This is a genomic window from Desulfovibrio sp. (assembly GCF_041907885.1).
Classification (GTDB): domain Bacteria; phylum Desulfobacterota; class Desulfovibrionia; order Desulfovibrionales; family Desulfovibrionaceae; genus Desulfovibrio.
In genome coordinates, this window is record NZ_JAYRGM010000002.1 from 235,632 (window position 1) to 262,481 (window position 26,850).

Sequence of the window (26,850 nt, forward strand, 5' to 3'; positions counted from 1 at the left end):
CACAATGCGCGCAGGCCCGGCTTTTTCGGGCCTGCGCATTTATGGCACATGGTCAGCGAGTGTCAGGAGGGGTAGAGCATGTCGGACCACACGCCCGACAATACCTATCGCATCGGCGAGGTCGCGGAACTGCTCGACCTCAAAACCCATGTGCTGCGCTTCTGGGAAACGGAATTTCCCCAGTTGGCGCCCCTGCGCACGGGCAAGGGCCAGCGCCTGTACACCGAGGAAAACGTGGCCCTGCTGCGCCGTATCCGGCAGTTGCTGCACGAGCAGGGCATGACCATTGAAGGCGCTCGCCGTGTGCTTGCGGGCAGCGCGGTGGTAGATGAAAGCCTGCCCGAAAGGGTTGCGGCAGTGCCAGACCCCGATTTTATGCGCATGCTTCAGCGTGAGCTGACCTCGCTGCGCCGCCTGCTCAGCGAAAAATAGGCAGGCCAGCGGATATATGTAGCGCACATGCGGCGCTGGCAACAGATGCGGCAGCATGCCTGCCGAAAAATTTCAGGGAAGGGACGCGGGGGAGGCGACCCTTTCTGTTGGTGGTCCTCCCCCGCAACAAGCCCCCTCGATATAATCATGATTTTATCGCCCTCTCTGCTTTCTGCCGACTTTGCCCGACTGGCCGAAGAGCTTGCAGCTCTTGAAGCTGCTGGTGTCACCTGGTTGCATCTGGATGTGATGGACGGGGCCTTTGTGCCCAACATCACCTTTGGACCCCCGTTGATCAAGGCCTTGCGGTCTGTCAGCGGGCTTTTTTTTGACGTACACCTCATGGTGAATGACCCCGCCCGGTACATTGCCGATTTTCACAAGGCCGGGGCCGACATGCTGGTTATCCATGCCGAGGCAGACAAGCACCCCCAGCGCACGCTCTCGGCCATACGGGCCATGGGCTGCAAGGCCGGTCTTGCCCTCAACCCCGGCACGGATATAAGCGCGGCACGCTGGCTGGCGGCAGATATGGACATGCTGCTGCTCATGAGCGTGAACCCCGGTTTTTCGGGTCAGGCCTTTATTCCCGCCACGTTTGACAAGATTCGCGCTGCCCGCCAGATGCTCGACGCCAACGGCGGGGCCAACGCGCTTATCCAGATAGACGGCGGCGTGTGCCCCGAAAATACCGCCCAGCTTGTGGATGCCGGAGCAGAGGTTCTTGTTTCCGGTTCGGCCTTTTTTGGCCACAAACCATACGACAAGCGGCTTGCCGCCTTTCTGGCTCCCCTGGCGGGCAGATCGCCCCGCCCTGCGGAACAAGCCCTGAAACAACGCACCGCCAACCATATCACGCAAAAATAGAGGAAAGAGTCATGCCCACCCGCAGACAGTGCGCCAATGCCATCCGCGCCCTTGCCATGGACGCCATTGAAAAAGCCCGCTCCGGTCATCCCGGCGCACCTCTGGGTATGGCCGATATGGCCGAAGCCCTGTGGCGTCACGGTTTCAAGCACAATCCTTCCAACCCCCGCTGGTTTGATCGCGACAGGTTTGTGCTTTCCAACGGTCACGCATCCATGCTGCTGTACGCCCTGCTGCATCTCACGGGTTACGATCTGCCCATGGAAGAGCTGCGCAACTTCCGCCAGTGGGGCGCCAAAACCGCTGGCCACCCGGAATACGAACCCGATCTGGGCATCGAAATGACCACCGGCCCTCTGGGGCAGGGCATTTCCTCTGCCGTGGGCATGGCCCTGGCCGAAAGCATGCTGGCCGCCCGCTACAACACGCCGGAACACACGATTGTAGACCACCACACCTATGTGTTCACCGGCGATGGCTGCCTGATGGAAGGCGTGTCACACGAGGCCTGCTCGCTGGCCGGAACCTGGGGCCTGGGCAAGCTCATCACCCTCTATGATTCCAACGGTATTTCCATTGACGGCAAGATTGACGGCTGGTTCAACGAAGACGTGGCCGCGCGCTTCCGCGCCTACCACTGGCAGGTGATCGGCCCCATCAACGGGCACGACGCCGCCGCCCTTGATGCCGCCATTGCCGAAGCCAAGTCGGATCACAGCCGCCCCAGCCTGATCATCTGCCGTACCCACATTGGTTTTGGTTCGCCCAAGGCCGATTCCTCTTCCTGCCACGGTTCACCCCTGGGCGATGAGGGCATAGCCGCCACCCGTGCGGCCCTTGGCTGGACCGAGGAACCCTTCAGCGTGCCCCAGGACCTGTACAGCGCGTGGGACGCGCGTGAAGCGGGCAAGGCTGCCGAGGCCGCCTGGGAACATGTTTTTGCCGACTACGCCAAGGCCAACCCCGATCTGGCCGCCGAATTTACCCGTCGTATGCGCGGCGAACTGCCCGGCGGCTGGGCGACCATTGCCCAGAACATGGTGGCAGACGCCGTGAGCAAGGCCGAAACCACGGCTACCCGCGTGGCCTCCAAAAAAGCGCTGGAGTGCCTTGTGCCCTATCTGCCCGAACTGGTGGGCGGCTCTGCCGACCTTACCGGCTCGGTGGGAACGCTGACCAGCTCCTCCGAACATATGGACGTGCAGACCCACGAAGGCAACTATATTTCCTATGGCGTGCGCGAATTCGGCATGAGCGCCATCATGAACGGTTTTGCCCTGCACGGGGGCTTCATTCCCTATGCCGGTACGTTCATGTCCTTTGCCGATCAGGCCAAAAACGCCCTGCGTCTTGCCGCCATCATGGGTATCCGCTCTGTGTGGGTGCTGACGCACGACTCCATTGGCGTGGGCGAGGACGGCCCCACCCACCAGCCTGTGGAACAGCTTGGCATGCTGCGCCTTATGCCCAATTTCAACGTGTGGCGTCCCTGCGATACGGTGGAAACCGCCGTGGCCTGGCGTTGCGCCCTTGAAAACGCCCACACGCCCACCGGGCTTTCGCTTTCGCGCCAGAATCTGCCCTTCTGCAAGCGTACCGATGCGCAGGTGGAGGCCATCGAGCGCGGCGGCTATGTGCTGCTCGATTGCGCGGGCACGCCCGAAATCATCATTATGGCCACTGGTTCCGAGGTTGGGCTGGCCCTTGAGGCGGCAGAACAGCTGAACGCCAACGGACGCAAGGCCCGCGTGGTTTCCATGCCCTGCACCGAGCTTTTTGACGCGCAGGATGCTGCCTACAAGGAAAGCGTGCTGCCCCGCAGCGTGCGCGCCCGCATTGCCATTGAAGCCGCCGCAGCGGACTACTGGCGCAAGTATGTGGGCCTTGACGGGGCCGTGGTGGGCATGGAGCGCTTTGGCGCATCCGCACCCGCCAAGGTGCTTTTTGAGCGCCTGGGCTTTACCGTGGCGCATGTGCTGGAACTGGCGGAAGAGCTTTTGCAGCAGGGTACGAAGTAGCCCGTCTGCCAATGGGAGCAAATCCTCTGACAGGGAGAACACATATGCCTATCAAGAAAATGCAGGACCTGGAGCTGACGGGCAAGACCGTTGTGATTCGTGAAGACCTCAATGTCCCCATGAAGGACGGTCAGATCACCAACGACAAGCGCATCCGCGCATCCTTGCCCACCATCCGCACCGCGCTGGAAAAAGGCGCGGGCGTGGTAGTGCTTTCGCACCTTGGGCGACCCACCGAGGGGCAGTACGAAGAGCAGTTTTCACTCAAGCCCGTGGCGGCGCGTCTTGCCGAGCTGCTGGGGCAGCCCGTGGCCCTTGCTGCCACGCTTGACGAAGCCAAGGCGGTTCCGGGCGGCGTCACCCTGCTTGAAAACGTGCGTTTTCTCAAGGGTGAAAAAAAGAATGATCCCGCTCTGGCCGCGCAGCTGGCCGCTTTGGGCGACGTGTACGTGATGGACGCCTTTGGCGCTGCCCACCGTGCGCACGCCTCCACCGAGGGCGCGGTGCGTGTGGCCACGGTGGCCTGCGCCGGGCCGCTGCTCCAGGCCGAGCTGGATGCCTTTGCCAAGGTGCTGGATAACCCCGCACGTCCGCTGGCCGCCATTATCGGCGGTTCCAAGGTGTCCACCAAGCTGGCGCTGCTCGAAAATCTGCTTGAAAAGGTAGATGTGCTCATCGTGGGCGGCGGTATTGCCAATACCTTTCTGGCCGCTGCCGGATACATGGTGGGCAAGTCGTTGTACGAAGAAGACCTCGTGCCCGACGCCAAACGCATCATGGAACAGGCCAAAAATCTCAACAGAGAGCTGCCCCTGCCCGTTGATGTGGTAACTGCCGAAGAACTGGCCCCCGGTCAGGTGGCCACCACCCGTGCCGTGGGTGATGTGCCCGCCGACCAGATGATTCTGGACATCGGGCGTGACACCGTGACGCAGTACAGAAAGCTGCTCTCCAAGGTTGCCACCGTGGTGTGGAACGGCCCTGTGGGCGCTTTTGAAACCGCTCCCTTCGGCGAGGGAACCAAGGCCCTGGCGCAATACCTTGCCGATTCAAAGGCATTTGTGGTTGTGGGCGGCGGTGATTCTGTGGCGGCGGTGGAAAAATACGGTCTGTCAGAAAAGATGGGCTATATCTCCACCGGCGGCGGTGCGTCGCTGGAGCTGCTTGAGGGCAAGGTTCTGCCTTCGGTGGCGGCGCTGGAAGACAGAGGCTAGGCCTGCTGCCATACGGCGGTGCAAACGGCTGATACTGACCCCCGAATCTTCGGATTCGGGGGTTTTTGCGTGCTGTTGCATGCAAGCAGTTGGTTGTGGCTGTTGCGTGTGGCTGTTGCTCGCTACCGCATGCGTGCGTTCAACCCTGGGCGCGCAGGTTTTTGAAAAAGGGCAGCTGGATGATAAATTCGCAAAACTGCTGCAACACCGGGCTGGATGTGGCGGTTTTAAGCACAGTGCGCACCTGCGGCAAGGGCGGCAGATTTCCCTTGCCGTCCAGAACGACAAATCGCCCGCCAGTGTCCCATTCGGGCAGGGCGGTAATGCCAAATCCCGCCAGCACAGAGCTGCACAGGCTTTCGTAAGAGGCGCATTCGTAGGCAAATTCGTAGGCTCTACCTGCGGCATCCAGTGCTTCGAGCGTGGCAGCGCGCCAGGGGCTGCCCTCGCTGTAGGTGACAAGGGGGACGGGGGCGGCGGGGCCAATATCCACTGGGCTGCCGCTTACCCAGTGCAGGGGCTGCTGGGCCAGCACTTCAAAAATGCCATCGGGGGCGTGGCTGCTGTCAAACCTGTACTGGTTGATCAGGGCCACATCCAGCCGCCCCTCCACAAGCATGCGGTCAATATCGGCAGACATGGCAGAAAGCACGCCGATTTGCAGATTGGGGTTGAGCGCCAGCAAGCGCGCCATGGCCGCCTGAAGCTCCACCGTGCTGAAACTGGGTGGAATGCCCACAGTAATGCGGCCCCGCAGTTCTGGCTGGCAGGCCGCGCGCAACAGGGCGTCCACCCGCACCAGCATGTCCTCAATCTGGGGCAGCAAACGTTCGCCCGCAGCCGTCAGCCCAAAGGTGTGGCCGTTGCCCCTCTCCACCAGCGTACTGTTGAGCAGATCCTCAAGCTTTTTGACAGACTGTGTTACCGCTGACTGGCTGCGGCAAAGCTTCTGCCCGGCTTTTTGAAAGCTGCGGCTGTGGGCCACGGCCACAAAGGCGCGCATCTGTTCCAGCGTGATATTGCGCGTGTCTGGGGTCTGGGGCATGTGGCTTCCTGTGTTTTTAAATAAGAGCAGCTTATGTGAAGATAATAAAAATAAATTTTACAGATTATCAAACTCCCGTCTACACTGGCTGCAAACAAAGTACGCGTGGGGAAAGCAGATTGGCAGGCATTGCCAGAAAGCACGGAAACCAGTGCCGGAGCACTTTCAGCCACAAGCGCAGGCCAGCAAGCCGATCACACGGCAAACCGCAGGGAGGGAGAAACTGTGAAACTGAATAAAACGGGGGCAGCCGAGAGCAGTCCAAAGCCTGCCGGGCATTTTTGCCCTGGCTTGGGGCACCTGGCAGTGGGGCTGTGTTTCAGCATCATCTGGAGCTCGGCCTTTGTGGCGGGCAAGATTGTGGTGACAGAAATGGGGCCGTTTGCGGGCCTGTTTTACCGCTTTGTGGGTACGGTTGCCGTGCTGGCGGTGCTGTGTGGCAAGAGGCTGTGGGGTCCGCAGTGGAGGCAGGCCCTTGGAGCCGGAATACTGCTTGGCCTGCTGAACAACGTGCTCTATCTGGGCCTGAGCTTTTCTGCCCTGGGTTTGGTGGCTGCCCCCTGGGTTATCGTGATTGTGTCGTGCTCGCCCTTTGTAACCCTGCTGTTGGGCGTTGCACGGGGCCTTGAATCTTTCAGCACCGCAAAGCTGCTGGGATTTTGTCTTTCGCTGGCGGGCATAGTGCTGATGGTGGGTCTACACAATCTCAAGGGCGGGGCCGCTCTAGGGGTGCTGCTGGCCGCCGGTGCTACGGTGGCTTTTTCTGTGGGCGCATTGCTGTTCAGAAAACGCTACAGCGCTCTGCCTGTTCTGCCGGTGAATTTTTGGATGTCTGTATGCGCCATGGTCTGCTTTGCCCCGGCGGCCTGGCTGAACCCCGTCACGCCTCTGGCCCTGTCGCTGCCAGCCCTGCTTGCCCTGGCGTGGCTGGCCGTGGTGAGCCTTGTGGGTATGGCGTTGTGGCTGCTGCTTATCCGCACGCAGGGGGCCTCTACCGCCGCCGCTTACAACATGCTCAATCCCATAAGCGGGCTTGCACTGTCTGCACTTTTGCTGGGTGCGCCCATATTGCCCATTGAGCTGGCCGGATCTGCCGCCATTGTGGCAGGCCTGGGTGTGGCCCTGGGAGTGCGGCCTCAAACACGCTAATTTTTTCTATACGTGGCATGCTTGTTTTTTCACAAGCGAAGCGTATGCTGAAGTTGAAAGCAATTTTCAGGATAATGCATATCCAAAACCAGGAGGAAACTCATGAGCAAATTGCGGATTGCCCAGTATGGTTGTGGAAAAATGTCAAAGTATTCCATGCGCTATGTGTACGAAAAAGGCGCGGAAATTGTGGCTGCCTTTGATGTGAACCCGGCTGTGGTAGGGCGCGATATCGGTTCTGTCATGGGCGGGCCAGAGCGGGGCGTTGTGGTACAGCACGCGAACGAGGCCGACAAGGTGCTGGCCGCCCTCAAGCCCGATGCCTGCATCATCACAACAATGAGCCTCATGCGCGATATCGCCGAGGCCCTCATGGTCTGCGCCAGAAACGGCGTCAACGCCATCACCACCAACGAAGAAGCCATCTTTCCCATGAATTCCTCCCCAGTGCTCACCCGGCAGGTGGACGCCATGGCAAAACAGACCGGCTGCACCATCTGCGGTTCGGGCTATCAGGATGTGTTCTGGGGCAACCTTATTGCCACCCTTGCGGGGGCCATGCACAGCATCCGTAAAATCAGGGGCAGCTCAAGCTATAATGTGGAAGACTACGGCATTGCCCTGGCCAAAGCCCACGGTGCTGGCCTTGATTTGCAGGCTTTTGAAAAGGAAATTGCCGCCGCCGATGCCATTTCGCCCGCCGAGCGCCAGCAGCTTATTGAAAAGGGCGAGTTCTTGCCCTCCTATATGTGGAATGTCAACGGCTGGCTGGCCGAGCGCCTCGGCCTGACGGTAAGGAGTCAGGTACAGAAGTGCGTGCCGCAAACCCATGCTGCCGAGCTGCATTCTGAAACCCTGGGTATGACCATACCTGCCGGGCACGCCACGGGCATGTCTGCCGTGGCGACCACAGAGACAGAAGAGGGCATTGTCATCGAGAGCGAGTGCGTGGGCAAGGTCTACGCCCCAGGCGAGGAAGACCGCAACGACTGGACTCTCGTGGGCGAGCCCGATACCCAGGTGGTCATTACCCGGCCCGCCACGGTGGAGCTGACCTGCGCCACCATCGTCAACCGCATACCCGACCTCATCAATGCCGCGCCCGGCTATGTGACCACCGACCTCATGCCGGTCAACAGCTACCGCGTCAAATCGCTTGATCATTATGTGAACAGCTAGTTTTTACTTCCCCCCCCACCGCCTCTGGCGGGTCTCCGCCGCATGCAGCAACAAAAGCTGGTGCGGCGGATTTTTTATATGCTTGACAATTTGGCGTGCAGGATTATGCTCATTTGAGCAAAAACAAGGGAGCACGCAAATGAAAGTTGCCATCTCAAGTGAAGGGCCGGGGCTGGAATCGCTGGTTGATCCACGGTTTGGCAGGGCTGGCGGGTTTGTTGTCGTTGATATGGAAACCTTGCAGGCAGACTACGTGGACAACGGCGCATCACAGGCTGCGGCCCAGGGTGCTGGCATCCAGACAGCAGAGCTGTTGGCTGGCCTTGGCGTGCAGGCTGTCATGAGCGGCTATGTGGGGCCCAAGGCCTTTACTGCGCTCAAGGCGGCGGGGCTTGATGTGTATCAGGACATGGACAACCGCAGCGTGGGTGATGCCGTGCGCTGCCTTGCAGAAGGCTCGGTCAGTCCGGCCACTGCCCCCAACAAGTAGGGCGTATGCGCATTGTAATTGCCAGCGGCAAGGGCGGCGCGGGAAAGACCACGGTAACCGCCTGCCTTGCTGCCCAATGGAAGGGCGAGCTCATGTTGGCCGACGCCGATGTGGAAGCTCCCAATCTGCATCTTTTGCTGCACCCAAGCCTTGCGGAGCCGGAAACGGTCTGCCTTGAAGTGCCGGAACTGCTGGCAGACAAGTGTACGGGCTGTGGCGCGTGCCGCCCCATGTGCGCCTATGGGGCCATTGCCATGCTGGGTGCAAAGCCCATGTATTTTCAGGATATGTGCCACGGTTGCGGCGGTTGCTTTGCGGTGTGCCCCGAACAGGCGCTGCGCGTGGCGCAGCGAGAGCTGGGCGCGTTGCTGCTCGGCACGGTTCAGGCTGGCGGGCGTGCATTGCCCTTTATAATGGGGCGCACCCGCGTGGGCGAGGCCATGACACCGCCACTGCTGCGCGCTCAGGAGCGCCGTCTCGCCGCCGAGCTTCTGGCCCACCCCGCAGACGTGCTGATGGATGCCCCCCCAGGCGTGAGCTGCCCGGCCATGACCGCCGCCCGCAAGGCCGATGTGGTCTTGCTGGTGGCAGAACCAACCCCCTTTGGCCTGTACGATTTCAAACTGGCCCAAGCGGCCTTTGCCCAGTTGGGGCGGCCCATTGCCGTGGTGTTGAACCGTGTGGGCATGCAGGGCAATGCCGCCTGCGAGGAAGAAATGCGCGCATGGTGCGCCGGGGCCAAACTGCCTGTGCTGGCAGAGCTGCCCTTTGAGCGCGAGGCCGCCGAGGCTTACGCCCACGGTGTGCCGCCCACGGAGGCAGCGGGTTCCACGGGCCAGCGGTGGCGGCAGCGTTTTGCCGAGCTTGCGGCACAGCTGCGAAATTTTGCGGAGGGCCCCTGCCATGCGTGAGATTGTAGTTGTGAGCGGCAAGGGCGGCACGGGAAAAACCACTGTTTGCGCCGCATTTGCCGCACAGGCGCACGCCCGTGGGCAAAAGGCCGTGCTCTGCGATCTGGATGTGGACGTGCCGGACATGCACATCTTGCTAAACCCGCAGGTGCAGCAGCGCGAGGTTTTCATATCGGGCAACACGGCCCGCATCAATCCTGAGCTCTGTACCGCCTGTGGCCGGTGCGCCGAGCTGTGCCGTTTTGACGCCATAAACCTTGTGGACGGCGTGTACAGCATTGACGAGCTGGCCTGCGAGGGCTGCGGCGTGTGCCACAAGCTTTGTCCGGCTCAGGCCGTGGAATTTCCAGACCGGCGTTGCGGCGTGTGGTATGTGAGCGACACCCGCCTTGGCCCCTTTGTGCATGCGCAGCTTGACCCAGGGCAGGAAAATTCGGGGCGGCTGGTTGCTCTGCTCAAGCGGCAGGCCCGCGAAAAAGCCACAACCCTGGGGGCCGAGCTGGTGCTTTGCGATGGTTCCCCCGGTGTGGGCTGCCCTGTCATCAGCTCCCTTTCCGGGGCGGCGCTGGCTGTGGCGGTGGTAGAGCCCACGCCTTCGGGACGGCACGATTTTGGCCGGGTGGCCGAACTGTGCGCGCACTTTCGCATCCCTGTGGCGGTGCTCATCAACAAGGCCGACCTGAACGCCGAGGAATGCGCCCGCATCCGCACCATGATCGAAGAGGGCGGCCACCATCTGCTGGGCGAGCTGCCCTTCAGCCCGCTGGTAACGCAGGCCATGGTGCGGCGGCAGGCCCTTACGGAACAAACTTCAGCCCTTGCCGAAATACTGGCCGCAGCCTGGGAGCGCGCGTGCGCTCTGGCCGCGCAGCCAGAGCGGCGGGGCATTACAAAAACTCTGTAAAAGGAAAGCATCATGAGCAAGACGATTCTGGCAATTCCTTCGCAAATGCCCGGTGGCATGGATTCTGGCATGGGCATGCATTTTGGGCATTGCGATATCTACACCATTGTTGAACTGGAAGACGGACAGGTAGCCGGTCAGTCAACGCTTGCCCCCATTGAGCACCAGCAGGGCGGCTGCATGGCTCCTGTGCAGTATCTGGCCGCCCACGGTGTCAACGCCCTGCTGGCTGGCGGCATGGGCATGCGCCCCCTCATGGGTTTTAACCAGATGGGCATCAGTGTGTATTTTGCCGGCAACCAGCCCACCGTGGGCATGGCCGTGCAGGCCTTTTGCCAGGGCAAGCTGATTGAATTCACGCCAGAGCATACCTGCGGCGGCGGGCACTAGGCCGCCATGAAACGCTCCATTTTGTTGCAGACAGGCAGGCCCGCTGTTTTTGGCCCCTTTGTGGAGGAGCTTGAGCGGCAGGATTGCACAGTTACAACTGTGGCTGACGCCGCGACATGTCAAAGCTGCGTGCAGCGGCAGGCCCCGCAGCTTGTGGTGGTAGACGCGGCCACGCAGGAGCAGGCCCGGCTGGATGTCATAGGCATCATGCGTGTGAACGCCCTGGTGCATACCGCAGTTGTTACGGATATGGCAGAAGGCCTCTTTCACGATGTCATGGAAGGCCTTGGCATTCTGACCTCATTGCCGCCAGAGCCGGGCCCGGATGATGCCCGGCGACTGGTACGGTTGCTGACAGATATTCTGGCCTGAGCGCAGCCCCGCCAGCGGTTTGAGAGCGGCGGCCGAGCGCAGCGCGTACTTGCAGCGCGCAGGCATGATATTCGCGTCCCGGTTCCGCGCCGGGGCGTGTGGCATGGGTTGCAGAGTCACACCTCCGTACAGGGGTGACTGTCTGGCATCCATGGAAACATGGCTGGGCCAGAACCGGGTTTACCCCTCCCGGTTCTGGTTCGGCCTTGTACGGTTTTGGGCTGCTGTGTGTCGTGTGGCAAACCGGCGGGGAAGTGTTGCCTGCCGGGTACAGCTGGGCAGATGCCAGGTCTGTCGTGCCTGCGCCCCCTTGCGCACGCGCTGTCGTTGGCTTATTCTCAAATAAAACCATATTGCTGGGAAATTATGCCAAGACCTTGCCATTGCAGGCGTGTAAGCGCCCTGCCGAAAAACAGTTGTTTCAAGCCCAATGGGATACCCCTGCACGATCTTGAAGAGGTAGTGCTGGCCTTGGATGGGCTGGAAGCCCTGCGGCTGGCCGATTATGAAGATCTGAACATGGACGAGGCCGCTGCCCGCATGGGGGTTTCGCGGCACACCTTTGGCAGACTTTTGCGCCGTGCCCGGCGCAGTGTGGCCCAAGCCCTTGTGTTGGGGCAGGCCCTGCGCATTGAAGGTGGCGTGTGCGCGGTAGATGCGGGTGACCAGGCCAACGAAGCCGAGGCTGCCGCCAGCGGCGGCATCCTGGTGGCGGTTCCCTGTCTGCTGCCGGGTGGCCTGGATGCCGCACCCAACGCGCACTTTGGCCGCTGCCAGCTCTATACGCTGGCCAGGGTGGAAGAGGGCAAGATTACAGAAATCAGCGTGCAGCCAAACCCCATGCATCAGGGTGGCGACTGCGGCGGGCCCGTGCAGGCCCTGCTGCGGCTTGGGGTGAACACCCTGCTGGCTGGCGGCATGGGCATGCGCCCCTTGCAGGCTTTGCAGGCGGCGGGCATTGCCGTGTACTACAATGCCGGTTTGCCCACCGTGGCAGACTGTCTTAATGCTTTTGCCGCTGGCAGGCTTGTGCCCTTTGGGCCAGGGCATCTGTGCCAGGGCGGCTGCGCTTCCAAACGCTAAGGATTGCAGCCTGCTGCCAAGTGCCAGAGGCCCTTGGCGCAGTGGGGCCCTTTGTTTGTAATTTTCTTTTTCGTGCCCTCGTGCTTCTCTGAACTCCGTAAAATTCACGCCTGACCTTCGGCAGATTGCCACAGGGTCTGCCCGCTGTAGCCACGCCCCGCCAGGGGCGCGCACTGTTGTTTTTGCCTGTTCACAGCAGGTAAGTGCAGCGCCCGTGGTGGCAATGTTGAAGGATATATCGTGCTGGTTGCACATGCTTTTATATTTCGCACCCTGATCTGCCAGCGCAGTAAAATATTGTATTTTTATTTTTTACTACACTGGTATACCTGTAAATATGCGAGTAATCCCGCATAAAATGAGCTTGCACTTTTTATTGAAAGCGAGTAACCGATTGATTACACGAAGGGCGGGCTCTTGCATGTGAGCCATGCCAAGCAGCAACAAGTACAGAGGACGAATACAATGGTTTGCGATCGCAAGAAAGTTTCAGTACCCCAGCGTAAACGTAATGCCGCAGAAACGCGAAACCGTTTATTGCAAGCAGCAAGAAGGCTTTTTTCTTCAGCCAACTATGTCAGTGTGGGAATACGCGAAATTGGTGCTGAGGCTGGGGTGAATCCGGCCTTGATAAGCCGCTATTTTGGCTCGAAAAGGAATCTTTTTCTTGAGGTGGCAGCCATACTCAATGATGAGGGCAATGCCGCCCTGCCCGACGTGCCGCCAGCAGAAAGAACCACGCTCGCCATGAACAGTATTTTGAGCGACGGCGCACACAGCGCCTGGGTGACGGATTTTCGCATCACGGCGCTTTCTGCTCTCGATCCCAATGTTTCAGACGTGATGACAGACACCTACAACAATGTGCGTGAGCAGATCATTAACGTGTTGCCGGGCGAGCACGCGGCCACCCGCGCAGAATTGATACTTGCGCAGCTGATGGGCGCATCCATGGTGGTAAATCTGTTGCGGGGAGAAAAATCACCCAAGATTGATCTTGAATTCATGAAGCAGTTTTATGCAAGGCAGATAGAAGAGCTGTTTGGCGAAAGCCCCAAGGGCTAGTCTGCGGTGGGCCTTGCGTAAAGGCAGTGGGCAGGGCCCGCCAGAATTTTCTGCGACTAATAGCGCCCTTCACGGTAGCCACGTTCGGCGGCGGCGCGTTCGGCTGCGTCGGCCAGCTGGGCGGGCACAATGGTTTTGCCAATGGGGCAGAGCGCAAGGGCCGCCAGTTTGACATGCTGCCACGCAAAGGGAATGCCAATGATGGTCACCGCGCACATGATGGCCGAAAGCAGATGGCCCATGGCAAGCCACACCCCCGCCAGCACAAGCCAGATGATGTTGCCCAGCGTGCCCAGAGGGCCTGTACCCACATCTTGCTGTCCTGTAAGCACATCGCGCGCCACCGGCATTTTGCCAAAAGGAAAAAAGGCAAAATTGCCCATGACAAAACAGGCCCTGCCCCAGGGAATGCCTACAATGGAAACAAAGCAGAGCAGGCCGTAAAGCCACCACACAAGCCCCATAATAATGCCGCCGCACAAGAACCATATGGCGTTGCCAAGGCAACTGAGAGTGCTGTTCATGAAAGTCTCCCGAATGTGCTGGCGGCAAAGGCCGCACGGGCAAAATATGTGGTGAGTGCTGCCGCAGGGCAGATGCTGATTCATGCGCCCGTGGATCATGCCGGGCCATGCCCGACAGATAAAAAAAGCCGCCCGGTGTATCCGCCCGGCGGCATGGCCGACCAGGGCGGCTCCAAGCCCGCAGCTTGGGCTTTATAACAAATATGGGCCGCCCGGAATTCCGTGCGGCCCATTATACATGCTAAAAGTTGATGATGACCTGTTCCTGGTCGTCATCCTTGGAGCGGCGGGCAATGTCGCCAATGCACCAGGCCCGCAGTTTGAAAGCCTGAATGCGGCTTATCGCTTCTTCGGCCTGATCGGCGGGAACAACCAGCACATAGCCGATGCCGCCGTTGAATATCTGCAAAATTTCAGGCCAGCTGAGGTTGCCCGTTTCCTTGAGCCAGTGGAAAACCGGGGCCATCTGCCAGCTGCCAAAATTGATGCGCGCCTCAACCTGTGCAGGCAGCACGCGGGGAATGTTGTCGTAAAAACCGCCGCCGGTGATGTGGGCCATGCCCTTGACGTTCATATCGCGCAGCAGATGGCGCACCGCCTCCACATAAATGATTGTGGGGGTCAGCAGCACATCGCCAACGGTTGCTCCGTCTGCTCCGGGGAAGGGATCGGTAAAGGCAAGGCCGCTCTGCTCAAGCACCTTGCGGGCAAGCGAGTAGCCGTTGGAGTGCAGGCCCGAAGAGGCAATGCCGATGATCTTGTCGCCCACCTGAATGCCGGAGCCGTCGATTAGCTTGGTATTGTCAACAATACCCACGCAAAAGCCAGCCAGATCGTATTCGCCTGGTGCGTACATGTCGGGCATTTCGGCGGTTTCGCCGCCGAGCAGCGCGCAGTTGGCCTGACGGCAGCCCTCGGCCACGCCGCCAATGACAGTCTGCGCCGTGTCTACGTCGAGCTTGCCGGTGCCAAAGTAGTCGAGAAAAAACAGGGGGGTTGCGCCCTGAACCAGAATGTCGTTGACACTCATGGCCACAAGGTCGATGCCCACGGTATCGTGCCTGTTACAGGCAAAGGCCACTTTGAGCTTGGTTCCCACACCGTCGGTGGAAGAAACAAGCACAGGCTCGGTCATACCGCTGAGGTCAGGCCGGAACAGGCCGCCAAAGCCGCCAATGTCGGAAATGACGCCTCTGGTCTGCGTGCTCTGAACCATGCCTTTGATGCGCGAAACCAGAGAGTTTCCCGCCTCGATATCAACGCCTGCCTGTGTGTAGGCTTTTGCGCGGTCGCTGGACATCCGATGCCTCCTTTGAATCTGCTCTATTTAGCACAGCTTCTGCCAAATCCCAAGCGACTTTTTGAGCCTCCCGGCGCGAGTTTTTTCATAGACCGGCCTCGCCAGCGCTGCTAGAATGGGGCCGGAGGGGGAAGGAGCGTGCCATGCGTGGATATTTCGGTCTGTTTTTTTTCTGCGCCGTACTGACGTTCGTTTCTCCTGTTGCGCCCCATGCGGCAGAAAACGCAGCGGAATACCGCGCACCAGTTACCGGGGCAAAACTTGGGCCAGCCCAGCCCTTGCAGCCAGCACCGTCAGCAGCGCAGCCCCAGACCGCAGGGCAGCCGCCGCAGTCAGGGGCTTTGCCTGCTGCACAAAACGGTTCCAGTTCTGGCGCGCCGTATACCGGCGTGCAAAACCAGCCCGCTGCCCCGTCCGGCGTGCAGGCTCCCGGTCAGTCTGGTTTCTCTGGCCAGCCCGGCTTTTCTGGTCAGCCCGCTCAGGCCCAGCCCGCTGCTCCGCAGGCAGGCGGGCTTGCTCCTTGGCCCTCTGCCGGGGGCATGATGCCCTATTCCGCACTGGGGGCGCTGCCTGCCCCGGCATCACCGCCAGATGGGGCGAATCAGCCGCCTGCTGCACCCGGTTTCAACGGCGCAGACATGGCCGGTTCGCCTGCTGCTCCGGCTACTGCCCAGCCGCCTGCGCCCGGTTATGCGCCCGGTTATGCGCCAGCGCCATCACCACCATATGGGCAGGGCAGCGTGCCGTATCCTGCTGCCCCTTACCCGGCTTCACCTTACCCCGCTACGCCGGGCTATGGCGGGCAGGGGGATATCACATACGGTACGAGCCAGTTGCCGGGCGACACCTTCAACGACCGGGGTATTGCTACCCAGTACCGTGACCCGCAAACCGGCGACATCATCACTTCTGTAGTGCCGCCAAGCCCGCCAGAGCAGCAGAACTACGGCACCTTTTTTGTGGCTCCGCAAATTTACCCCGATGGCAACCAGTGGGGCGGCAATCCCAATGGGCCCATGCCCAGACCCGGTCAGCCCTACATGCCGCCCTCTGTGATCTGGCAGCCCGGCATGCAAACCGTCATGCCGCCCGACCATAACCGTCACCGGCACGACGACCGCCGTCACGACAATCGCCGCCACGACGACCGATATGATGGCTCTTTGCCACCACCGCCACCGCCGCCGCATCAAGGCTCATATTCGGGCCCATATTCCGGGCCGCACGATTCCCGTAACGGCGCATACGGTGGCGGCGACCGCCGCCACGACGAACGGTACGATTCTCGCCCCGGCCAGCAGGGCACTTCACCGTATGACCAGCGCGATGCAGACCGAAGCCGCGATGGAAGGGAGAGGCGTTAGCATGCTTGCAGCGCTGTGGGATTCTCAGCCCGACGGAAGTGTGGTGTGCCGCCTGTGCGCGCACCGTTGCCGCCTGCGCAAGGGGGCCAAGGGTATTTGCGGGGTGCGGGTAAATATGCAGGGCAAGCTGGTTTCACTGGTCAGCCAGGTGGTAACGGCTGCGGCCATGGACCCGGTGGAAAAAAAGCCCCTGTACCATTTTTTACCCGGCAGCAGGATTTTTTCTGTGGGCAGTGCAGGGTGCAACTTTTCCTGCAAATTTTGCCAGAACAGCAGTATCGCCCATGTGCCGGAAAACGGCATTGTTCCGGGCAAGCGGGCCGCTCCCGAAGATTTGCTGGTGCTTGCACAGAGCAACCGGGCCCAAAGCATGGCCTTTACCTACAACGAGCCCACGGTATTTTTTGAACTGCTGTACGAAACAGCGGGCATGGCCCTTAAAAAGGGCATACGCAGCGTGCTGGTTACCAACGGTTATATGTCCAAGGACTGTCTGTCGGCCCTGAGCCGGTGTATATGCGCTGCCAACGTGGATCTTAAGTCATTCAGCGATGATTTTTACCGCAAATATTGCGGGGCGCGCCTTCAGCCCGTGCTGGAAAACCTTAAGGCCATAAAAAAACTCGGCTGGTGGCTTGAGGTGACAACCCTGATCATTCCTGGTGTCAATGACGGGCAGGCGGAACTTGCCGATCTGGCGGCTTTTATCCGCGACGAGCTGGGGCCGGATACCCCCTGGCACGTTTCGGGGTTTCATGGCGCTCACCTGATGATAGATCATCCTGACACGCCATTGGCCACGCTGGAGAAAACCTGGAGCATCGGGCGGCAGGCTGGTTTGCAGCACGTGTATATCGGCAATGCCCGCAGTGCCCTTGGCAGCAACACCTTTTGCCCCGCGTGCGGGGCTGTGGTTATTGAACGCGACATGCACGAAACACGGCTGCGCGGCGTGGAGGGAAAATGCCCCTCGTGCGGTGTGCAGATTCCGGGGGTCTGGAAATAATGATTCTTGTGTACACTGGTGACGGCAAAGGCAAGACAAGCGCCTGTGTGGGGCAGACCGTGCGCGCCCTTGGGCAGAACATGGCGGTGGCCTTTGGGCAGTTTATGAAGCGCGACGGGCAGGCCGGTGAACAGGCCATGTTGGCGCGGCTGCTCCCTGAACGCTTTTTTGCCGGTGGGCAGGGTTTTTTGCGCAATGATGCCAATCGGCCTGCGCACCGGCAGGCGGCCCTGCGCGTGCTTGACTGGGCGCGAGAACAGCTTGGCCATGTGGATATGCTGGTGCTGGATGAAAGCCTGTACGCGCTCGGCGCGGGCATTCTTGAACGGCAGGAGCTGGAACAGATGATAGCCATGGCCCGTGCTCAGGGGCGGCATCTTGTGCTCTCTGGCCGCAATGCGCCAGACTGGCTGATTGAGGCGGCAGATCTGGTCACCTCCATGACGGAAATCAAGCACCCCTGGCGCACGGGCGTAAAGGCCGCGCCGGGCATAGAGTTTTAGCCAGCCGCCGAGCGGCCTGCCTGTGAGGAACATGTTCTGATGGCCCAGTTGACAATCTACGTTGCCGGATCTTTCAAGCACAAACACGGTGTGCGCCTGCTGGGGCGCGAGCTGCGGGGCATGGGCTGCCGCATGCTGGACTGGACAGACAAGGCCGTGCCGCCGCCGGGGCTCACGCCAGCCGAACGCCGCATCTGGATGGATACAGACCGTGATGGCGGTGAGGTGTACGCCTTTTGCCACCAGGCCTGTCTGACGGCAGACATGGTGATCTATTACGGTGCTTCTGGGCAGGATGCCGGGGTGGAGGTGGGGCTTGCCGCCGGGGCCGGGGTTCCATTGCTGGGCATACGTGGCCCCTTGGAAGGGCCGGGGCTGATGCTGCACGGCGCGGTGAACGGTTGGGTGGACAGTGTGGAAGACGCACTTGAAACCGTGGCCGCCCTGCTGGCCTATGTGGATAGCGGCTGGAAGGGATTTGACGCCGAGCAGAATTCGGTGCTGTGCCGCCTGGGCGCAAGGCTGCGGGAGCGGGGCGGCAAAAAACAGCCGTAACCCGGCCTGCGGGTGCTCCCTGTATTGACACTCGGCATTGTTGCCCTTGCCAAGGGCCTCTTGTCGAGTACCACTTGCAGATACGTGCGAGAGGAGGAGCAGGGCCGCCTCTGTTTTGCGCCAGATGCTCTTATGCCGGGCATGCGCATTCGGCAATCTTTTGCACTCGTCTGTGTTATTCATTACTGGCCCCCAGCAAGGGGCTCCACCCTCACGCGTGCGCAAGCCGGTGGTTGCGCTTCTAGCCTCAATTTTCTACTCCCCCTCACACACTAGCTCCGTAGCTTCTGCTGGCGGAGCTTTTTTTGCTCTGTTCAACTGTGATGCTGTGCAAATGCAAATGGTCATCGCGCAAACAGTTGGGCGGGCAGAGCATAAACGATGTTATGTATCGGCCAGTCCAAAATTGCCAAACTGGTTGCGTATTATGGCTATGATGTCAGCAACTTCCTTTCTGACTTCGTTTTTTCGCAGATAACAGGATATATCAATGAAATTATCTTTGGAGCGCAGCGGGATATACACGTAACCAGGTATGATTGCGTTAACAATGCTGCGCGGAAAGATTCCCACACACGAACCAGTGGCAATGGTCGCCAGAGCAGCAACGTATCCATTTGCGCTGAAGACGATACGGGGGCTGAAGCCTGCGTTTTGGCACATACTGGCTATGGCTTTATTGAAAAAAGGAAAGAGTTTTTCAGACAGCTCAATAAACTGGTCGTCTTTCAGCTCGTCAAGGTTGAGTGATTTTTTTCCAGAAAGCCGGTGCGAAGCCGGAATGACCGCAAAAAGCTCTGTCTTGTACAGGGTTATCTGCTCAAAATCCTCACCAGAAGCGGTATCGGAACCACGTGTAATCGATATGTCAATGTGATTATTTTTCAGCGCAATGAGCTGCCGATTTGTGTTGAATTCGTGAAATCTGATGTAATCCATTCTAAAATTGGCATACCTCAACTGCTCAATAAGATCAAAAATCATGATGCTTGGGCAAAATCCAATGTTTATGATGCATTTTTTATGGACATTTTTTAGTCCTGCAATGGCTTCATGCATTGAAGAAATGATTCTTGTAGCGTACTTGTAAAAATTTTTTCCATCATTTGTAAGGATCATGCCGTCTTTTGTTCTCGAAAAGAGCGGAGATCCTACAATTGTCTCTATTTCTTGTATAATTCTCGTCACAGATGGTTGCGACAAGTGCAGCATGTGTGAAGCTTTTGAAATGCTGCGAGCAGTTGCAACCATAATCAATGTTTTAAGATGTCTTATTTCCATGGTCGTACCTGGCACATTGAGCGCTTGCCTTCGAAGTTGAGAGTGTCGCAACCAATAAATAAGCATCGAGTCGAAAAGGAAGAGTGTCATCTGCTATTTTTTTGTATCAGATAACTGTTCGCACGGTATTTTATCTCATGTAATTGTTTTTGAGTGTGAGTATATACTATTTAACATTTGAAGCAATGTTAAACATAAATATTTGTTGTATGCATGCGGCATTCAAAAATAATATTTTACATATCAGTGCTGATGACTTAGTGCAATAAAGTAGAAAAAGTTCTCTATTGATGATTAATAAAGAGGTATGCTGTGGTCTGGTACTGTGGCAAATTGTGTACTTTTTGAATGCGATATCACCCAGATACAATTTTTTTATCATGATGTAGGTATTATTATCATCAACAAACGGGGAAAACTGGAGATTTTGACGTGATGTTCTGCCGCTTTAGGCAGTAAAAATAAAATGCAAAAAATGCGGGGTGCGAGATATGCGGCTGTCAACAAAGCTCATTTTGTCGTTTGCTGGTATGATTGTTGTGATCCTGGCAATTTCAGCGTCGTCAATGTTCAGTACTTCAAGGTTGAACGACAGCATTGATGACGTTGATAAGGCATATATTCCCGCCGTTACAGCCGTTGGAGACATGCACCTGAATTTTTGGACAGTGAGGGCCAATCTAACAACCATGCTGCTGGTGCGTGACGCGGCCGCAGCGGAACGCTATGGCAACATGATTAACGATGCATTACAGAATATAGCTCAAGATCAAAAGAAATATCTAGAATACACGGCGCTGTTTGATAAGGAAACAGCCGCCCAGGCAAAGCAGCTGCTGCGGCAGATAGACGAGATATCTTCGGGCATGGGCGTTATACGCAGAAATGCCACAAAGCTTGTGGCCGACGGCAAGTTTGACGAGGCCACCGCGCTTTTTACTGCCGAATACGGCCCGCAGTTTCGCAAGCTTGCACCCGTCTACGCAGCGCTGGTCAGTCTGACTACCAAGAGCAGCAAGGAAAACATGGAGGACGCCATCTCGCTGGGGGCCGTGGCAAAAAACACCGGCCTTGTGCTCAGCCTGATTGCCATTGTCATCAGTGTGGTGATCACCTATGTGCTGACGCGCAGCGTTATGCGGCAGCTGGGCAAGGATCCTGGGCAGCTGAACGCGCTCGCCCGCCGCGTTGTGGAAGGCGACTATGAGATTGCAGACGGCAGCGTCAGAATCGGCGTCTATGATTCAATAGTCAGCATGGTCGAAGCGCTCAAGACCAACATGGAAAATGCCCATAACGAATCGCTCAATGCCCAGCGTCAGGCTGCCAAGGCTACAGAAGCCATGCGCGATGCCGAAGAAGCCGGTAGGCTCGCACAGACAAAATCCAGCGCAATGCTGACAGCGGCGGCGCAGCTTGAAGAGGTGGCGCACGCCGTGAGCTCGGCCTCCACACAGCTTTCTGCCCAGATAGAACAGGCCGACAAGGGGGCCGTGCAAACAGCCCAAAGGCTGGCCGAGGCGGCTACTGCCATGAATGAGATGAATGCCACCGTGCAGGAAGTTGCCAAAAATGCCGGTGCGGCATCCTCTGCCTCGGCAGAAACCAAGGCCAAGGCCGAACACGGGGCCAACATTGTGGGCAGCTCGCTGGAAAGTATCCAGCTAGTTCACCGGCTTTCAATGGAACTTAAGGATGACATGGCGCAGCTGAACGGCCATGCTCAGGATATTACGCAGATCATGACGGTTATTTCTGATATTGCCGACCAGACCAATCTGCTGGCCCTCAACGCGGCCATAGAAGCGGCGCGGGCTGGCGAGGCCGGGCGCGGTTTTGCCGTGGTGGCCGATGAAGTGCGCAAGCTGGCAGAAAAAACCATGGCTTCAACCACAGATGTTGGCCGGGTTATCCGCTCCATTCAGGAAAGTACCTCAAAAAGCCTTGTTTCAATGGACAATGCCGTTGAGCAGGTCAATACCGCTACAGAAAGCGCCAGTCTCTCCGGGCAGGCCCTGAGCGAAATTGTGGTGACGGCAGATGTTACAGCCGATCAGGCCAATGCCATTGCCACGGCCAGCGAGCAGCAGTCTGCCGCCAGCGAAGAAATCAATCAGACAATCATTGAAGTCAACGAAATGTCACGCCAGACAGCCGAGGGAATGGCAGAAGCCGCAAAGGCCGTTGGTGATCTGGCCCAGCAGGCGACAAGGCTTGCTGCCCTTATTACTGAGATGCGCAGCAGTTAGGCTGCCAAACAATGCGCCCTGCCGGGCAATGCAGTCGTTTGCTGGCATTTTTTAAGCGCCATGCCATTCTCGCTTGCCACGGCATTTCAGGATCAGCGCGCCAGCCAGCTGCTCATTACAGGGCAAGTACATACATGTGTCTGAAAAGCGTACAGAAATTCTGTCTTCAACCTTGAGTGGTGGCCATGGAGTCAGTTTACCTTTACAGTTTGCTTGCTGGTTTTTCGCGGGCGCTTGGGCTGGTTTGCTACGATCTGACAGGGCATAATCTGCGGGTTGCCTATCTGGCCCAGGTTTTGGCAGAGCACTGCGGCATGGAACATCAGGAAAGAAAATATCTGCTCATAGCGTGCATGCTGCACGAAATAGGAACCATTCCATTAAAGAATGGACTGGTAAATTTTGTTTTTGAAAAGGAAGATTACTGCGTTGCAGGCTGGGTATTTTGCAGAACAGCCCAATTGCCAGAGGAAGTCTGCAATATGGTTCTGCTGCGTAAAACGCCGTGGAAAGAGCTGAGTAGGCACGAGGATAACGGCCTTACTGCAAACTGTATTTATCTTGCAGACGCTCTGGATGCCGCAATCCATGCCAATCCGAAGTTGTCGTTTTGCCAGCTGGCAGCCGAAATGGGCAAGAAAACAGAAGATTTTTCATCCACATGGCGCAATGCCCTTGCAGAAATTTCGGAAAGTGGCGTTGTTGATGATACGTATAAATCGGCAAGGGCGATGGATGCGTATTTGCACGGCACGTTTGGCGATGACAGCCTTTCTTCCAAAAATCTTTTGATTTTGTGTGATCTGTTTTCGCAGATCATTGACTCAAAAAGCCCCTTTACCGCCACACATTCACACGGCGTTGCCCACACGGCGCAAGAGATACTTAACCTCACAGGTTTGGCTACGGGCAAAGACTGCCTCACAATCTACATTGCCGGTCTTTTGCACGACATCGGCAAGCTGGCAGTGCCTGTGGATATTCTTGAAAAGGCGGGGCCGCTCTCTGACAAGGAGCGGGACGAAATAAAGCAGCATGCAGAGATTGGCATGCGGCTTCTTGAAACAATCCCCGGCTTTCGTTGCGTTTGTGACTGGGGCGGGATGCACCATGAACGGCTCGACGGCAATGGGTATCCGCACGGCCTGGGCGCGGAAGACCTCACCTTGCCCATGCGCGTTATGGCGGTGGCAGATGTTTTTACCGCACTGACCGAGAGCCGCCCCTATCGGGATGGTATGGAGCTGGCCAGCGTGTTGGCGTGTATGCGGGATATGGCGGCAAAAAACCAGCTTGATCAGGGACTTGTAGACCTGGTTGCAAAAAATGCCTTGCAGATCAATCAGGTGCGGGCCAGAGCGCAACGCGACGCGGCTGCAAAATTTCTTGCCATGCGCAAGCTCTGTTCTGGAACCTGCGCCTAGCGGGTTTTGTAAAAAAAATTGCGCCCCGAAGTGCTGGCCTGCAAGTAAAAAACACTGTCAGGCAAGCACTTCAGGGCGCAAATGATAAACTACGGTTTGCAGGCGCCATCAGTCCAGGTGAGGGTACGCCAGCTGCGAGTTACGGCTGGATGCCGCCAATGCTACTAGGGCAGATCGCGCGATTCCACGTCGCCAGATGCGCCCGATTTGCCAGCGCTGCCAGCACTGCCGCCGGGTGTGCCGTAGGTTGGCGCGTTGCCGCCAGAGGGTTCCATGGTGCCATCCATGGGGCTGACCCCGGTGGCGTGTTCGGGCTGTATGTTGTCGAGCTGGCCTGCCTTCTGGGGCAACATCAGGTAGCTGGTTACCGCCGTTACGCCTGAAACACCACGTGCGGCCTGTATGGCAAGCTGCTTTTCCGATTCATCCTTTACCACGCCCAGCAGCACGACACGCCCTGAATTGACCTCTGTGTCTATACGAGTGGACGAAAGCCCCTTGGTGGCAATGAGGTCTTTACGCAGCTTGGTGGCCAGCACAAAGTTGCTTGTCTCGCTGGTGGCGGGGGTAAACCAGTGCGTGGTGACACTGCGGGGCTTGTAGCGGTTGGCAATGGTCACAGCCTTGCCCTGCATGTTTTCGGGTACTTCGCCCACCAGGAATACGTGCCCGTAGAAGCTGTATACCGCCACAGACCACCCGCCGGAAAAGCTTTCATCCAGCAGGGCTGTTTTGATTTTTGCAGAGGTTTCCTTGTCGTCCGACATGGTTCCCATAAGCCGCTGGTCATCATAAAGGGAATAGCCGGTGTAGGCGCAGCCATTGATAAGCGCCATGGAGAGCAGCAGCAAAACAAGAGCCAGTCGTTTCATGGAATCCTCCTGAAGCCCGCAGTGCGGGTGAAACGTCTTTTAACAGCGCCAGTGGGGCAGTGCCACCTTGGTGGAAAGCCCTCGAAGCGGATTATTCGTGTTCGCGGCGAATGCGCGCGCCAACGGCATTCAGCTTGTGCTCGATGCTCTCATAGCCACGGTCGAGGTGGTAGATGCGGCGCACTTCGGTAACGCCCTTGGCGGCAAGGCCAGCCAGCACCAGCGAGGCGCTGGCTCGCAGATCAGATGCCATCACGGGCGCGCCGGTGAGCTTTTGCACGCCGCGCACCATGGCTGTGTGGCCAGAAACCTTGATCTGCGCGCCCATGCGCATGAGTTCAAGCACGTGCATGAAGCGGTTTTCAAAAATGCTTTCTTCCACCACGCTGGCCCCTTCAGACAGGCACATGAGCGCCATGAGCTGGGCCTGCATGTCGGTAGGAAAGCCGGGGTAGGGCTGGGTTTTTACATCTGTGCCGCGCAGGGGGCCCGCGCAGCGCGCCAGCACGCCTTCAGGGGTGCTGTTGATTTCCATACCCATGCTGCGCAGCTTGATGATAACCGCCTCCAGATCCTTGAAGGGGCAGTTGCGCAGCAGCAGTTCGCCGCCAGTAATGCCCGCTGCCACCAGAAAAGTACCGGCTTCTATGCGGTCGGGCATGACTGGGTATTCGCCATCGTGCAGCGAGGTGACGCCCTCAATGCGGATCACAGACGTGCCGTGTCCCTCGATTTTTGCACCGCAGGCACGCAAAAAGTTGGCAAGATCGACAATTTCGGGCTCTCGCGCCGCGTTTTCAAGCACGGTTTCGCCCTCGGCAAGGGCTGCGGCCATAAGCAGATTTTCTGTGCCGCCCACGGTGGGCATATCAAAAGAAATATGCGCGCCCTTGAGTTTGCGGCAACGGCCAATAATATAGCCCTCTTCAAGCTGAAAGCTTGCGCCCATGAGCTCAAGACCCTTGAGGTGCTGATCCACAGGGCGTGCGCCAATGGCGCAGCCGCCGGGCAGGGCCACGCGGGCCTGACCTATGCGGGCCAGCAGGGGGCCAAGGCACAGCACAGAGGCGCGCATGGTGCGCACCAGGTCATAGGGGGCCTCTGGCAGTAAATTGCCGGGCTGCACCTGTACCCGATGATCGGCGTATTCGCAGGTGCAGCCCAGCATGTTCAGGAGCTTGATGGTGGTGTGTATGTCGCGCAGGTTGGGCACATTGGTGATGGTGACCGGCTCTGACAGTAATATGCAGGCAAAAAGGATGGGCAGGGCTGCATTTTTAGAGCCGCTGACCTCAATGCCGCCAGTAAGCGGAACGCCGCCTTCAATAACCAGTTTATCCATGTGTGTCCCCGAAATGTGTTTGACGCTGAAATATGTTGCCAGCGCCCTGTGATCGAAAAAGGCGCTGCTGGCTTGCAAATCTGGAGAATTCTGAGGGCGGCGTGGAGGGCATTTCGTGCCGCGCCGCGCGACTTTTGGGAGTGTAGTTATTTTTCTAGATAAAATCCAGATGAAGATATGTGTAAAAAAATGCTTGCAAAAGAAAAATAAGCTGCGTATATGAAACTTCCCGTGGCGGAAGTAGCTCAGTTGGTAGAGCACCTGGTTGTGGCCCAGGTGGCCGTGGGTTCAAGTCCCATCTTTCGCCCCACAATTTTCCCGCGCCGCAACGGCGCGGGTTTTTTTTCGGAGCGTGGCGCAGCCTGGTAGCGCACCTGCTTTGGGAGCAGGGGGTCGCTGGTTCGAATCCAGTCGCTCCGACCATATAACCAGAAAGGGATAGTTAGGTGAAAACCCGACTATCCCTTTCTTGCGTTGAATGGGATCGCCAAAAGTGGCGTGTGGTAGAATTTTTCAGAAAATTACTGTAACTATTTAATATATATTTAAAAAAATCGAGCCACATGGCCACAAGTTAAAAAGTTGCATCAACGATACAAACGCTTGCGGACATGGGGGCGATTGGTGCGTGATTTGGTGTGGGGGAAGCTGGAGGATCAGCCCCTAAGTGATCTGTTGGTGTGCTTCGCGGAGGTAGAAGACGGTTTGCCCAGTACCCATGAGGACATCGGGGTTATCTCGCCTCCGCCAGAATTACCAGCTATACAGGAGGCAGAAGCAGAACCACAAAGAATCTACCACTAGCATTTAACCTGGCACAAAAAACGGGGCTGGTCACAATCCAAAACAACTTGGCGAGCCAGCGCAACGTTATTTATATTTTAATAATATATCAACTATTTTATATTACTCGTTGAAGCATCAATGAGTTCTTGTGCATCGGCAGCTAATTGGGAGATATCAAATGCATATGCTTGAGATTCACATTCGTCCAAATACATATCTATATTATCTTTAGTTAAAAGATGCTGTTTTTTTGCAATGCTTTGTAAAAATAATGTATTAATCGAGGGTAAGTAGTGAATAGTGTCCTTATAGTTTGCTATATCTTCTGTAAAATGCTCATTTTCAAAACCGTACACAAAAAGATTTGGCTCTTCCGGGTTTTCCGTGGGTAGCTGATCTGCTAATGTCCTTCCCGGAGGGCACCAATGAAGGATACGGACCTATATTTTCGGATTCTGGGGCTGACCGAGCCCTGGTTTGTTGAGGCTGTTGAACTGGACACGGCGGAAGGTCGGGTAGACATCC

26 protein-coding genes and 2 tRNA genes are annotated in these 26,850 nt (G+C 57.8%); 21 read left to right on the forward strand and 7 right to left on the reverse strand.

Annotation, left to right across the window (positions count from 1 at the left end; all coding sequences use genetic code 11):
* Window positions 1-78 precede the first annotated feature (78 nt).
* From ACE3NW_RS02540 to ACE3NW_RS02555, 4 genes are all read left to right on the forward strand, one after another.
* Complete coding sequence (locus ACE3NW_RS02540; protein WP_291443008.1) at window positions 79-432, forward strand: MerR family transcriptional regulator; 354 nt, start codon at window positions 79-81, stop codon at window positions 430-432.
* 147 nt (window positions 433-579) lie between these two features.
* Window positions 580-1,299 (forward strand): ribulose-phosphate 3-epimerase, encoded by a 720-nt coding sequence (rpe, locus tag ACE3NW_RS02545; RefSeq protein WP_374280040.1) that lies wholly within the window; start codon window positions 580-582, stop codon window positions 1,297-1,299.
* An 11-nt stretch (window positions 1,300-1,310) separates the two neighbouring features.
* The gene (gene tkt, locus ACE3NW_RS02550) at window positions 1,311-3,317 is read left to right on the forward strand and encodes a transketolase (RefSeq protein ID WP_374280042.1); all 2,007 of its coding nucleotides are present in this window, start codon (window positions 1,311-1,313) and stop codon (window positions 3,315-3,317) included.
* Window positions 3,318-3,361: 44 nt separating this feature from the next.
* Window positions 3,362-4,531 (forward strand): phosphoglycerate kinase, encoded by a 1,170-nt coding sequence (locus ACE3NW_RS02555; RefSeq protein ID WP_374280044.1) that lies wholly within the window; start codon window positions 3,362-3,364, stop codon window positions 4,529-4,531.
* Between the two features lie 139 nt (window positions 4,532-4,670).
* Here the strand turns inward: ACE3NW_RS02555 and ACE3NW_RS02560 are convergent, their stop codons facing one another.
* On the reverse strand, window positions 4,671-5,576 hold the full coding sequence (locus ACE3NW_RS02560; protein WP_374280046.1) for a LysR family transcriptional regulator: 906 nt from the start codon (window positions 5,574-5,576) through the stop codon (window positions 4,671-4,673).
* A 225-nt stretch (window positions 5,577-5,801) separates the two neighbouring features.
* On the opposite strand from ACE3NW_RS02560, the gene ACE3NW_RS02565 reads away from it, so the two are divergent.
* The 9 genes from ACE3NW_RS02565 (at window position 5,802) to ACE3NW_RS02605 (ending at window position 13,119) form a co-directional block, all read left to right on the forward strand.
* A complete protein-coding gene (locus ACE3NW_RS02565) occupies window positions 5,802-6,725 on the forward strand; it encodes a DMT family transporter (RefSeq protein ID WP_374280048.1) in 924 nt (307 codons plus the stop codon).
* Window positions 6,726-6,827: 102 nt separating this feature from the next.
* Entirely contained in the window at window positions 6,828-7,904 is a 1,077-nt protein-coding gene (locus ACE3NW_RS02570; RefSeq protein ID WP_374280050.1) for a dihydrodipicolinate reductase, read from the forward strand.
* A 139-nt stretch (window positions 7,905-8,043) separates the two neighbouring features.
* Window positions 8,044-8,394 carry a NifB/NifX family molybdenum-iron cluster-binding protein gene (locus ACE3NW_RS02575; RefSeq protein ID WP_374280052.1) on the forward strand — a complete coding sequence of 117 codons (351 nt, stop codon included), beginning with the start codon at window positions 8,044-8,046 and terminating at the stop codon, window positions 8,392-8,394.
* 5 nt (window positions 8,395-8,399) lie between these two features.
* The gene (locus ACE3NW_RS02580) at window positions 8,400-9,305 is read left to right on the forward strand and encodes a 4Fe-4S binding protein (RefSeq protein ID WP_374280054.1); all 906 of its coding nucleotides are present in this window, start codon (window positions 8,400-8,402) and stop codon (window positions 9,303-9,305) included.
* Window positions 9,298-10,209, forward strand: coding sequence for an ATP-binding protein (locus ACE3NW_RS02585; protein ID WP_374280056.1), 912 nt, complete (start codon window positions 9,298-9,300; stop codon window positions 10,207-10,209). The genes ACE3NW_RS02580 and ACE3NW_RS02585 overlap by 8 nt, the downstream gene beginning before the upstream one ends.
* A 12-nt stretch (window positions 10,210-10,221) precedes the next feature.
* On the forward strand, window positions 10,222-10,599 hold the full coding sequence (locus ACE3NW_RS02590; protein WP_374280058.1) for a NifB/NifX family molybdenum-iron cluster-binding protein: 378 nt from the start codon (window positions 10,222-10,224) through the stop codon (window positions 10,597-10,599).
* 6 nt (window positions 10,600-10,605) lie between these two features.
* The gene (locus tag ACE3NW_RS02595; RefSeq protein WP_374280060.1) at window positions 10,606-10,971 is read left to right on the forward strand and encodes a hypothetical protein; all 366 of its coding nucleotides are present in this window, start codon (window positions 10,606-10,608) and stop codon (window positions 10,969-10,971) included.
* Between the two features lie 366 nt (window positions 10,972-11,337).
* Window positions 11,338-12,054, forward strand: coding sequence for a DUF134 domain-containing protein (locus ACE3NW_RS02600; protein ID WP_374280062.1), 717 nt, complete (start codon window positions 11,338-11,340; stop codon window positions 12,052-12,054).
* Between the two features lie 465 nt (window positions 12,055-12,519).
* Window positions 12,520-13,119 carry a TetR/AcrR family transcriptional regulator gene (locus ACE3NW_RS02605; protein WP_374280064.1) on the forward strand — a complete coding sequence of 200 codons (600 nt, stop codon included), beginning with the start codon at window positions 12,520-12,522 and terminating at the stop codon, window positions 13,117-13,119.
* A gap of 56 nt (window positions 13,120-13,175) precedes the next feature.
* Here the strand turns inward: ACE3NW_RS02605 and ACE3NW_RS02610 are convergent, their stop codons facing one another.
* Window positions 13,176-13,643 (reverse strand): YccF domain-containing protein, encoded by a 468-nt coding sequence (locus ACE3NW_RS02610; RefSeq protein WP_374280066.1) that lies wholly within the window; start codon window positions 13,641-13,643, stop codon window positions 13,176-13,178.
* Between the two features lie 241 nt (window positions 13,644-13,884).
* Complete coding sequence (purM, locus tag ACE3NW_RS02615; RefSeq protein ID WP_374280068.1) at window positions 13,885-14,943, reverse strand: phosphoribosylformylglycinamidine cyclo-ligase; 1,059 nt, start codon at window positions 14,941-14,943, stop codon at window positions 13,885-13,887.
* Between the two features lie 143 nt (window positions 14,944-15,086).
* Between purM and ACE3NW_RS02620 the strand changes: the two genes are divergently transcribed.
* From ACE3NW_RS02620 to ACE3NW_RS02635, 4 genes are read left to right on the forward strand one after another with little or no spacing between them, the layout of a single operon-like run.
* Window positions 15,087-16,307 (forward strand): hypothetical protein, encoded by a 1,221-nt coding sequence (locus tag ACE3NW_RS02620; RefSeq protein ID WP_374280070.1) that lies wholly within the window; start codon window positions 15,087-15,089, stop codon window positions 16,305-16,307.
* A gap of 1 nt (window position 16,308) precedes the next feature.
* A complete protein-coding gene (gene amrS / locus ACE3NW_RS02625; protein ID WP_374280072.1) occupies window positions 16,309-17,313 on the forward strand; it encodes an AmmeMemoRadiSam system radical SAM enzyme in 1,005 nt (334 codons plus the stop codon).
* On the forward strand, window positions 17,313-17,816 hold the full coding sequence (locus ACE3NW_RS02630; protein WP_374280074.1) for a cob(I)yrinic acid a,c-diamide adenosyltransferase: 504 nt from the start codon (window positions 17,313-17,315) through the stop codon (window positions 17,814-17,816). Before amrS ends, ACE3NW_RS02630 begins: the two co-directional genes overlap by 1 nt.
* Window positions 17,817-17,855: 39 nt before the next feature.
* Window positions 17,856-18,371: a translation initiation factor 2 gene (locus ACE3NW_RS02635; protein ID WP_374280076.1), complete on the forward strand. Its 516-nt coding sequence runs from the start codon at window positions 17,856-17,858 to the stop codon at window positions 18,369-18,371.
* A 384-nt stretch (window positions 18,372-18,755) separates the two neighbouring features.
* Here ACE3NW_RS02635 and ACE3NW_RS02640 read toward each other — a convergent pair whose 3' ends face one another.
* Window positions 18,756-19,652 (reverse strand): LysR family transcriptional regulator, encoded by an 897-nt coding sequence (locus ACE3NW_RS02640; RefSeq protein WP_374280078.1) that lies wholly within the window; start codon window positions 19,650-19,652, stop codon window positions 18,756-18,758.
* Between the two features lie 491 nt (window positions 19,653-20,143).
* Between ACE3NW_RS02640 and ACE3NW_RS02645 the strand changes: the two genes are divergently transcribed.
* Window positions 20,144-21,901, forward strand: coding sequence for a methyl-accepting chemotaxis protein (locus ACE3NW_RS02645; protein ID WP_374280080.1), 1,758 nt, complete (start codon window positions 20,144-20,146; stop codon window positions 21,899-21,901).
* Window positions 21,902-22,086: 185 nt separating this feature from the next.
* Entirely contained in the window at window positions 22,087-23,325 is a 1,239-nt protein-coding gene (locus ACE3NW_RS02650) for an HD domain-containing phosphohydrolase (RefSeq protein WP_374280082.1), read from the forward strand.
* A gap of 164 nt (window positions 23,326-23,489) precedes the next feature.
* Here the strand turns inward: ACE3NW_RS02650 and ACE3NW_RS02655 are convergent, their stop codons facing one another.
* Window positions 23,490-24,197: a BON domain-containing protein gene (locus tag ACE3NW_RS02655; protein WP_374280084.1), complete on the reverse strand. Its 708-nt coding sequence runs from the start codon at window positions 24,195-24,197 to the stop codon at window positions 23,490-23,492.
* A 91-nt stretch (window positions 24,198-24,288) separates the two neighbouring features.
* Window positions 24,289-25,539 (reverse strand): UDP-N-acetylglucosamine 1-carboxyvinyltransferase, encoded by a 1,251-nt coding sequence (murA, locus tag ACE3NW_RS02660; protein ID WP_374280086.1) that lies wholly within the window; start codon window positions 25,537-25,539, stop codon window positions 24,289-24,291.
* Window positions 25,540-25,773: 234 nt separating this feature from the next.
* Here murA and ACE3NW_RS02665 point away from each other — a divergent pair.
* Together ACE3NW_RS02665 and ACE3NW_RS02670 are read left to right on the forward strand one after the other, a co-directional pair.
* Window positions 25,774-25,849, forward strand: a tRNA-His gene (locus ACE3NW_RS02665).
* Between the two features lie 36 nt (window positions 25,850-25,885).
* A tRNA-Pro gene (locus ACE3NW_RS02670) sits at window positions 25,886-25,962 on the forward strand.
* A 473-nt stretch (window positions 25,963-26,435) separates the two neighbouring features.
* Here ACE3NW_RS02670 and ACE3NW_RS02675 read toward each other — a convergent pair.
* A complete protein-coding gene (locus tag ACE3NW_RS02675) occupies window positions 26,436-26,681 on the reverse strand; it encodes a hypothetical protein (protein WP_374280088.1) in 246 nt (81 codons plus the stop codon).
* Between the last annotated feature and the right edge of the window lie 169 nt (window positions 26,682-26,850).